This window comes from Agromyces humi, assembly GCF_009720255.1.
GTDB lineage: Bacteria > Actinomycetota > Actinomycetes > Actinomycetales > Microbacteriaceae > Agromyces > Agromyces humi.
In genome coordinates this window covers 1-9,520 of the sequence record NZ_WJSP02000120.1, presented here as the reverse complement: position 1 = coordinate 9,520, position 9,520 = coordinate 1, and the positions used below count along the sequence as shown (strand labels likewise).

Below are 9,520 nucleotides of genomic sequence, written 5' to 3'. Positions count from 1 at the left end.
GTCGCAGGCGCGCTCGTCCTCGTGCTCGTCGCCGGCGGCACCGCCACGGCGGTGCTGCTCAACGGCCAAGGCCAGCGCGATGAGGCCGGCCCGGCCACCGAGACACCCGTCCCCGCCGAGCCGGTGGTGTTCGCGGACGACGAGCCGGCTGCTGCCGCCGGCGCCGCGCCGTGCACGACCGTGACCGTGCTCTCCTCGCTCGAGAACTCCGAGATGGTCTCGCGGCTCGTCGACGGCTACAACGGCCAGCCGCGCGACGTCGACGGCTCGTGCGTGACCGCCGTCGCGACGAAGGACAAGTCCGGCATCGCCGCCGAGCACGCGTCCGCCAACTTCCAGAACCTTCCCGAGGACCAGCGTCCGACGGTGTGGATCCCCGACGCCAGCTCCTGGATCGGCATGGCCCGCAACACCGGCGGCGGCGCCAGCGTGCCCGCCGAGAGCGCGAGCATCGGGTCCTCGGACATCGTGCTCGCGATGCCGAAGGCCCTCGCGACGGCGGTCGGCTGGGATGCGGAGGCCCCCACTTGGGGCGACGTCTTCGCGGCATCCGAGGACGAGAACGCCTGGGCCGATCTCGGTCACCCCGAGTGGGGCACGTTCAAGCTCGGCAAGACCAGCCCGCTCATCGCCAGCTCCGGCGAGGCGGCGCTCCTCGCCTCCTACGGCTCGGCCGCGGGGTCGCTCGCGGACCTGACGGCAGACCAGATCGAGGACGCCGACGTCACCGACGAGGTACGGGGTCATGAGCTCGCGACGAGCCACTACATGGCGACGCCCGAGCACTTCCTCTGGCACGCCCGCCAGTCGGAGGATGCCGGCTCGGTGGCCGACTTCCTCTCGGCCGTCATCGTCGATGAGAAGTCCGTCTGGGACTACAACCGCGGCATCACGAGCCGCGACGGCGTCACGCGCGTGCAGAGCGACCCGCCTGAGGAGCAGCTCGTGCCGATCTACCCGAGCGACGGCTACTACGAGGCCGACAATCCGGCCGTCGTGATGAACGGGACGTGGGTCGACGACGCAGAGAGCGCGGCGGGCCAGGACTTCCTGCGATACGCCGCGACCAGGCAGGGTCAGCAGACCGTCCGGGAATCGGGGTACCGCGACCTGAACGGCGAGCTGGATCCACTCGTGGCGGAGGTCGGCACGCTCGCGACCGACCAGACCGGGGCGCTTCCCTTCCCGAGCGCCCGGGTCATCCGCGCGTCCCACGAGGCGTTCCCCGAGGTGCGCAAGCGCGCCGAGGTGCTGTTCCTTGTCGACGTCTCCGGGTCGATGGAGGAGCCGATCACCGGCGGCAAGACCAAGCTCGCCGCCGCGAAGGACGCGATCACGCAGGCGCTCGGCCACTTCACGCCCGGCGACAACGTCGGCCTCGCCGCCTTCTCGGCCGACGACGACGGCGCCATCACGCCTGGGCTCGTCAGCCCCGTGGCCGACATCGGCACCGAGCGCGCCGGGTTCCTGAAGGCGCTCGGGGCCCTGAAGCCCGTCGAATGGACGCCGCTCTACTCGGCCGTCGACACCTTCGTGCATGAACGCGCCGAAGACTGGCAGGCCGATCGCATCAACGCCATCGTGCTGCTGAGCGACGGAAAGAACGAGACCCTCTCGCCCACCATCTCCGCCGACCAGATGCTCGGCGGCCTCAAGGGCCACCACGACCACAATCCGGTCCTCGTCTTCACGCTCGCCTATGGTGCCGATGCGGATGTCGCGACGCTGCAGTCGATCTCGAGCGCGACCGGCGCCCACTACTACGACGCCACCGACCCGACGAAGGTCGGCGACGTGCTGGGCGACCTCGTCACGAGCTTCTGAGACCCGATCGCTTCCGTCGACGGTCGTCCATGCAGCGCCGAGGCAGCGGAGCGAGGTCGGGGAGAACGACGGATGCCGCACAGCTCGAGGCTGTGCGGCATCCGTCATCACTGGAGCGTCGCTAGGGACTGACGCGCACCGTGACCGACTCGGTGGTGGTGTTGCCGCTCGCGTCGGTCGCCTCATACGTGAACGTGTACACGGCGCCGTTGCGGGCGAGCACCTGGAACTCGGTGTCCGAGACGACCCGGAGGTCGGCCTTGTGGCCCACCGCCTGCGTGTCGACGAGCTCCACGGTCACGTCACCGGCACGGTCGTCGGTCGCCTCCACGTCGACCGTGACGGTGCGCCACTTGCTGTTGGGCGGCGAGACCCGCTCGGGCGACGCCGTGAGGGTGAGCTCGGGCGCCGTCGTGTCGGGCGGGGTGAGGTCGAGACCGATGACCACCGGATCGTGGTCGCTCGAGCGCCACTCGTCGGGTGCGAACAGGGCGTCCTGCGCGGGCTTCTTGAACGTCATGTCGTAGTCGATGAGGCTCGGCTCGTCGGAGTTGATGTGCCAGGCCCCCACTCCGGTGACGTTGTCCAGCAGCTCGGTGCCGGCGAGGGCGTAGTCGAGGTATCCGAGCTGTCCGTCGAACACGTACGAGTACGCGTACTCACCCTGGAGCGCCAGTTCGAGGTCGGTGTAGCCGGCGTCACGGAGCGCGACGATCGGGTCCTCCTTGTCGTAGGAGTTGAGGTCGCCGATGATGAGCTCGTTGCCCGCGCCCTGTCCGGTCGGGTCGCCGGCCAGCCAGTCGGCGAGCGCCTCGGCGGCCGCGGTGCGGGTGAGGTTGCAGTTGCCCGATCCATCGCCGGTGTCGGGGTCGCCGACGGCGTTGCAGTCGGATCCCTTGGACTTCAGGTGGTTCACCACGACCGTGACCTCGCCGCCGGTCTCCAGGTCGGTGAACGTCTGCGCGAGCGCGGGCCGGTTGAAGCTGGTGTTGAACCGCGGGTCCACGCTCGAGTCGAGCACGGCGTGCTCACCTGCGGGAGCCACCTCGGCGGGCTTGTAGATGAGCGCCGTCGTGATGACGTCGGTGCCGAGGGGTCCGGTCGAGATGAAGTCGTACGTGCCGGGTCCGACCCGGTCGTTGATCGCGTCCACGAGGGCGCCCACGGCGGTGTCGCCGTTGTTCTCGATCTCGATGAGCCCGAAGATGTCGGCGTCGATCTCGGCGATGGCCGAGACGATCTTCGCCTCCTGTCGGTCGAACTCCGCCTGGTCGTTCGCGCCACGGGAGCCGAGCGTCGTGAAGTAGTTCAGCACATTGAAGCTCGACACCTTCGTGGTGCCGCCGACCTCGGGAACCGGGGTGATGCTGCGGAGGTTCACGGCCGTGTAGTCCGCGCCCTCGGTGGGCTGGATGCGCCAGCGGACCGAGTCAGCCGGGCCGCTCGCCCCGTCGAAGCGGAAGTCGAGCACGCCGGTGACGTTCGCGAGGAGGTCGCCGCCGCGGAACGAGTGGTCGAGCGTGAACGGCTGGCCGTCGGGGTGGATCGCCGGGTCGGGGTTCTCCTCGGTGCGGCCGTCGTCGAGCGTGATGCGGTTCGCGGCGTTCGCCGCAGCCAGCGCCACGGCCTCGGGCGAGCCCGGCTCGTAGACTGCGGTGGGCGTGAACTGGCGCTCGGTGCCCAGGTCGAGGGTGCCGTAGCGGGCGAACTCGAAGAACTCGAGGATCGTGAGCTGCTGCGGCACGGTGACGTACATGCCCTCGAGGGACTCGAGCACGGCCGGGTCGGCGGGGACGGTGACGACCGCCGGGGCGGGCAGCGCGACGCCGCTGGCGCAGACCGCGATGCCGTCGGCGGTGATCTCGGTGAGGCCCGAGAACTCGCTGACGTCGCCCACGACGTGGACCTGGTCGCCGACGGCGACGGCGGCCCCGCCGGGCGCGTAGACGAAGATGCCGTCGGATGTCGCGGCGTTTGCGTCGCCGGCATCCTGCACGTAGTAGCCGTTGAACCCGCCGGTCTGGAAGTCGCCGACGACGACGCCCTCCACCTCGACCGTGGTTCCGACGGCGGGGGACGCGGCGCCGGAGCCCTGCACCGAGCCGATGGTCACGGCGGGTGCGTCGCAGTCGACCTCAGCCGGCGGCTCCTCGGTCTCGTCGACCGCGTTCGCGGCGCCGGGCGTGTTCAGGGCCTCCCCTGCGGCGAGCGTGCCGGTGTTGCCGGTGATGCCGGCCTTGTCGAAGTCGTTGCGCACCCAGTCGGCGGTCGTGTCGGTGTCGGTGCCGTCGGGGATGCGAGAGGCGCCGCCGGGAGCGAAGGAGAGGCCGTCGTAGGCGACGCCGAGGGTGACGCCGCCGTAGGCGAGGTCGCCGACTCCGCCGTCGTTCACCGCGATCGCGTCGACCAGCGTGACGCCGGCGGGCAGGTCGAGCGCGCCGTCGTTGTTCGTGTCGAGGTCGTTGCCGAGCGCGCCGGTGAACCCCCGCACGAGGAGCAGCGACAACGTGCCGTTCTCGAGCGCGTTCACGGGGAGGGACGCGAGCGCCCGGCCATCGGCCGCGGGGGCACCGAATGCGATGACCTCGTCGACCAGGCCCTGGGGCGAACCCGTACCCGCGTCGCCCTCGATCTCGAGCACCCGATACGCGCTGAGGTCGGCGCCCGGCTGGGCGAGCAGCTCGACGTACTCGACGTCGTCGCCCGCGGTGCTCGCCGAGAACTCGTTGATCACCGGGTCGCCGGGCGCGGCCGCGAACGCCGGGCTCGCGGTCAGCCCGACCCCCAGCAACGATGCTGCGGCGACGGTGACGGCGACGCGTTGGACGGAGTGGATCATGGGAACTCCCTGCCTCACGGAAACGGAGGCCTCCGGGCCCCGAACGGGGTCAGACTACGGGAGGGTTCCGACGGCGGGGAAGGCCCGGGCACGTGAAGAGCCGGTGAACCGACCACATGTGCAGGACGCCGCGACATCCGCGCTCACATGAGCACCGGCATCCGTCACCGTCGCTGCTGCTCCGACCCCGACAGCCGCTGCGCGATGTAGATCGGGATGATCGACACGACCACCAGCACCACGGCGATCACCGACACCACCGGCGCCTGGTTCGGCCGGAACATGTTGTTCAGGATGAAGATCGGGAGCGTCGTGACCCCCGACCCCGCGGTGAACGTCGTGACGATGATCTCGTCGAACGACAGCGCGAACGCGAGCAGCCCGCCGGCGAGCAGGGCCGACCGCAGCTGTGGGAACGTGACGAGCCGGAACGTCGTCCACACCCCGGCGCCCAGGTCGGCCGACGCCTCCTCGAGGTTGGTGCCCTGGCGGCGCAGTCGGGCGATCACGTTGTTGAAGACCGTGACGATGCAGAACGTCGCGTGCGCGATGACGACCGTCCAGATCGAGAGCGGCACGCCCATGATCGTGCGGAAGAAGTTGTTCAGCGCGATACCGGTGATGATGCCCGGCAGGGCGATCGGCAGGATGATCAGCAGGCTGATGGCGTCGCGGCCGAAGAACGAGAACCGCTGCAGCGCGATCGAGATCAGCGTGCCGAGCAGGAGCGAGATGATCGTCGCCACGACGGCGATCTGCACGCTCGTCGCCACCGCCTCCATGGCGCCGGCGCTCTGGAACGCGCGGCCCCACCACTCGAGCGTGAACCCGGGCGGCGGCCACGTCAGCGAGGTCGACGTCGAGAACGAGTTCACGAGCACGACGAGCAAGGGCACGTACACGAGGAACAGGATCAGCCCCGTCACGACGCCGAGCGTCGTGCGGGAGAGTCGGGAGAGTCGCATCCGTCGCCCCTAGAGGTTGTCGAGGGCGCCGGTGCGCCGCACGAGGAAGAGGTAGCCGAAGATGATCACGATCGGGATGAGCGCGATCGCCGACGCGAGCGGCAGGTTGTTCGCCGCGCCCACGTTCGTGTAGACGAGGTTGCCGAGCATCTGGTTCGCGCCGCCCACGATGTTCACCGTGATGTAGTCGCCGAGCGACAGCGAGAAGCTGAAGATGGTGCCCGCGATGATGGCGGGCAGCACCAGTGGGAAGACCACCAGGCGAATGGTCGGCCACGTGCGGCCGCCGAGATCCGCGGATGCCTCGAGCAGCGAGTCGGGCACGCGCTCCAGTCCCGCATAGATGGGGAGGATCACGTACGGCAGCCAGAGGTACGACAGCGTGATGATCGTCGCCGGCAGGCCGTACCCCGGCGTGTGGCCGCCGAACGGTGCCACGAGCCACTCGAGGATGCCGTCCTGCGAGAGCACCGACCGCCACGCGTACGCCTTGACCAGGTAGCTCGCCCACAGCGGCGTGAGCACCGCGATCACGAGGATGCGCTGCATCCGGGGCGACGCCACCTTCGCCATGAAGAACGCGATCGGCAGCGCGAGGAGCACGTCGATCAGGGTCACCGCGAGCGCCACGCCGAGCGTGCGCAGGGTGACCGTCTGGTACAGCGAGCCCGTGACGACCGTGATGATGTTGTCGAGGGTCCAGGTCTGGCTGATCTCGCCGGTGAAGCTGTCGACCGACCAGAACGCGGTGACGAGCAGCAGCACGAGCGCCACGATGTAGACGATGCCGAGCCAGAACAGCGGCGCGCTGAGCAGCAGGGCGAGCCGCGTGCGCGGGTGGGTGCTGAGGAACACGGATGCCGCGCGCGCCGGCGTGCGGCGGGGCCGCGGCACCGCGTCGCGCGCCTGGCCGGGCGCGTTCGCCGGAGCGCCGGGCGGAGCGGGAGCGTGCGTCGTCATGCGTGGTCCTTCATCTCGAACGGGGGTCCTGCGGGTCGAGGCGCCGGAGGGAGTGGCGTCCTCGACCCGCAGGGGGGTGGAGCAGCCCGTCGGGCCGAGCGCTCCGTCGTCAGGGCCGGGTCAGCCCTTGATCTCCTGCCACGCCTGCGTCCATGCGGCGTAGTCGGTGCACTTCACGTCGGTGCGCCCGTCGAGGCACTTCTCGATCGGGGTCGACCAGTACCAGATCTGCGACGCGTAGTCGGCGTCACCCGCGTGGTACGCCTCGCAGTCCTCGCGGTACTCGCAGGCCTCGTCGCTCGAGGGCGCCTCGCCGAAGTACGACGTGGCCGCGGCGTTCGCCTCGGGGCTCGCGATGTAGTCGAGCCACGCGTACGCGCAGTTCGGGTTCTTCGACTTCGACGAGATCATCCACGTGTCGGACCAGCCGGTGGTGCCCTCGTCGGGCAGCACGACGTCGGTCGGCGCACCCTCGCCCTCGAGCACGTTCTCGATGACCTGCCAGCTCGTGCCGACGACGGTGTCGCCCGTGGTGAAGGCCTGGATCTCCTTGAGGTAGTCCGACCAGTACTCGCCGATGTTCTCGCGCTGCTGCTTGAGCAGGTCGACCGCGGCCGCGAGCTGCTCCTCATCGAGGGAGTAGGGGTTCTCGATGCCCAGCTCGGGGTTGTGCGCCATGAGGTACACCGCGGCATCCGCGATGTAGATCGGGGAGTCGTAGGCGGTCACCTTGCCGGCGTAGTCACCCGACTTGTCGAACACGACGTCCCACGAGGTGGGCGCGGTCGGGAACTCCTCCGTGTTGTACATGAGCAGGTTCGCGCCGTAGCCGTGCGGCACGCCGTAGGGCACGCCGTCGACCGAGTTCCACGACTGGTCCTTGAGGAAGTCGTAGATGTTCTCGTAGTTCGGGATGAGGTCGGTGTTCACGGGGGCGACGTCGCCGGCCGCGACCAGGCGCAGTGACGCGTCGCCCGACGCCGACACCACGTCGTAGTCGCCGGTCTTCATGAGGTTCAGCGCCTCGTCGGAGGTGCCGAACGTCTTCGCCGTGACCTTGCAGCCGGTGTCCTCCTCGAAGGGGGTGACCCAGTCGACCGCCGGGTCGTTCGAGCCGTCCTCGACGTAACCGGGCCACGCGAGCAGCGAGACCTGGCCCTCCATGTCGCCGAGCTCGGTGGCGGCCTCGCCGCCGCCCGAGCCGCCGGCCTGGGTGGTGCCGCACGCCGTGAGCAACGCGACCGATGCGATCGCGAGCCCGACGGTGGCGCCGCGGCGTGCCGTGCGCGGATTCCGCTTCATGGTTGTCTCCTCTTTCCGGGTGGTGCCGTGTAGTGGTGGTGGGCGGATGCCTCAGCCGGAGATGCCCGGCAGCACCTCGGTGCCGAGGTGCACGACGTCGTCGGCGTGCCACGAGACCACGACGCGATCGCCGCGCTCGTCGTCGTGGATGCGGTCGCGGTCGTTCTGCTCGAGCACCGTCACGCGCGTGCCGTCGTCGAGGTCGACGACGAGGCGCACGCCGCTGCCGAGGTAGATCGCCTCGACGACCGTGCCGGGCACGTTCACCACGCCCTCGCCGGCCAGTCCGTCGCGGGTGACGGTCATCTTCTCGGGGCGTACGGAGTGGTGACCCTCGCGCCCGAGCAGGTCGCGCGAGCGTTCGGCGTCGAACAGGTTCGAGGTGCCGACGAAATCGGCGACGAACCGCGACGTCGGCCGCTCGTAGAGCTCCGCCGGGGTGCCGAGCTGCTCGATGCGGCCGTCGTTGAAGACGGCGATGCGGTCGGAGAGGGTGAGCGCCTCCTCCTGGTCGTGCGTCACGAAGATGAACGTGATGCCGAGATCGCGCTGGATCTCCTTGAGCTCGACCTGCATCTGCTCGCGGAGCTTCAGGTCGAGGGCGCCGAGCGGCTCGTCGAGCAGGAGCACCTTCGGCTGCACGACCGTGGCGCGGGCGAGGGCGATGCGCTGCCGCTGGCCGCCCGACAGCTGCGAGGGCTTGCGGGCCGCCATCTGCTCCAGCCGCACCGACGCCAGCGCGCGCATCGCACGCTCGTTGCGCTCCCTGCGGCCGAGGCCGCGCACCCGCAGCCCGTACGCGACGTTGTCGAGCACGCTCATGTGGGGGAACAGCGCGTAGTCCTGGAAGACGGTGTTGACGTCGCGGTCGAACGGCGCGCGCTTCGTGACGTCCTGCCCGAAGAGCTCGATGATGCCGGCCGTGGGCTGCTCGAACCCGGCGATGAGCCGCAGCACGGTGGTCTTGCCCGACCCCGACGGGCCCAGCATCGAGAAGAACTCGCCGGCAGCGATCTCGAGGTCGACGTGGTCGACCGCGGTGACGGCGCCGAACTCCTTCGTGAGCCCGGTCAGCCGAATGGCCGGCTGCTGGTCGGTCATGACGTCTCCTTCGATGTGCGTGCTACAAATCATATGGATCCAGATGCTTTCCGCCAGACCCCCGTGTTACGGTCGTGTCACAGTTCCGACGACGGGCCGGAACGCCGTTGCGACGCACGCCGGGAGGTCGGATGCCGCAGGCCACGGGCCGCGCGGATGCCACGCGCGCGGTCGTCTTCTCACCGCTCGACGGCGCCGGTCGCGCGGAGCTCGTCGAGCAGCGCCTCACCGACGCGATCGTCTCGGGCGTGCTGCGCGACGGTGAGCGCCTGCCGAGTGAATCGGAGCTCGCGCGCAGCCTCGGCGTGGCAGTCGTCACCGCGCGGGAGGCGCTCGTCGCCCTGCGCGACAAGGGCCTCGTGCAGACCCGGCGCGGACGCGACGGCGGCAGCTTCATCACCCACGACCGCGAGGCGGCGATGCGCATGGTCGACGAGCGCGTGCGCTCGCTCAGCCGGATCGAGCTGCGCGACCTGTCGCTCCACTACGCCGCGATCGCGGGCATGGCGGCCGAGGTCGCGGCCGACCG

At 69.9% G+C, this 9,520-nt stretch carries 7 protein-coding genes; 2 read left to right on the top strand and 5 right to left on the bottom strand.

What is annotated here, in order from left to right; all coding sequences use genetic code 11:
* Positions 1-1,824: vWA domain-containing protein (locus tag GH736_RS11370; protein WP_159603291.1), on the top strand; the 1,824-nt coding region annotated here is incomplete at its 5' end.
* A 121-nt stretch (positions 1,825-1,945) separates the two neighbouring features.
* On the opposite strand, the gene GH736_RS11365 is transcribed toward GH736_RS11370, so the two are convergent.
* The 5 genes from GH736_RS11365 to GH736_RS11345 all read right to left on the bottom strand — a co-directional run bounded on the left by GH736_RS11365 (position 1,946) and on the right by GH736_RS11345 (position 8,991).
* Positions 1,946-4,663: an ExeM/NucH family extracellular endonuclease gene (locus tag GH736_RS11365; protein ID WP_159603289.1), complete on the bottom strand. Its 2,718-nt coding sequence runs from the start codon at positions 4,661-4,663 to the stop codon at positions 1,946-1,948.
* Positions 4,664-4,827: 164 nt separating this feature from the next.
* Entirely contained in the window at positions 4,828-5,628 is an 801-nt protein-coding gene (locus GH736_RS11360; protein WP_159603287.1) for an ABC transporter permease, read from the bottom strand.
* A 9-nt stretch (positions 5,629-5,637) separates the two neighbouring features.
* Positions 5,638-6,588 (bottom strand): ABC transporter permease, encoded by a 951-nt coding sequence (locus GH736_RS11355; protein ID WP_159603285.1) that lies wholly within the window; start codon positions 6,586-6,588, stop codon positions 5,638-5,640.
* A 120-nt stretch (positions 6,589-6,708) separates the two neighbouring features.
* Positions 6,709-7,890: an ABC transporter substrate-binding protein gene (locus tag GH736_RS11350; RefSeq protein ID WP_159603283.1), complete on the bottom strand. Its 1,182-nt coding sequence runs from the start codon at positions 7,888-7,890 to the stop codon at positions 6,709-6,711.
* A gap of 51 nt (positions 7,891-7,941) precedes the next feature.
* The gene (locus GH736_RS11345; protein ID WP_159603281.1) at positions 7,942-8,991 is read right to left on the bottom strand and encodes an ABC transporter ATP-binding protein; all 1,050 of its coding nucleotides are present in this window, start codon (positions 8,989-8,991) and stop codon (positions 7,942-7,944) included.
* Positions 8,992-9,122: 131 nt separating this feature from the next.
* On the opposite strand from GH736_RS11345, the gene GH736_RS11340 reads away from it, so the two are divergent.
* The coding region (locus GH736_RS11340) for a FadR/GntR family transcriptional regulator (RefSeq protein ID WP_159603279.1) at positions 9,123-9,520 on the top strand (398 nt) is incomplete at its 3' end.

Excerpts from the sequence above, each read along its gene's own strand:
- GH736_RS11365 (WP_159603289.1), bottom strand. The coding sequence starts at position 4,663 with ATGATCCACTCCGTCCAACGCGTCGCCGTCACCGTCGCCGCAGCATCG.
- GH736_RS11360 (WP_159603287.1), bottom strand. The coding sequence starts at position 5,628 with ATGCGACTCTCCCGACTCTCCCGCACGACGCTCGGCGTCGTGACGGGG.
- GH736_RS11355 (WP_159603285.1), bottom strand. The coding sequence starts at position 6,588 with ATGACGACGCACGCTCCCGCTCCGCCCGGCGCTCCGGCGAACGCGCCC.
- GH736_RS11350 (WP_159603283.1), bottom strand. The coding sequence starts at position 7,890 with ATGAAGCGGAATCCGCGCACGGCACGCCGCGGCGCCACCGTCGGGCTC.
- GH736_RS11345 (WP_159603281.1), bottom strand. The coding sequence starts at position 8,991 with ATGACCGACCAGCAGCCGGCCATTCGGCTGACCGGGCTCACGAAGGAG.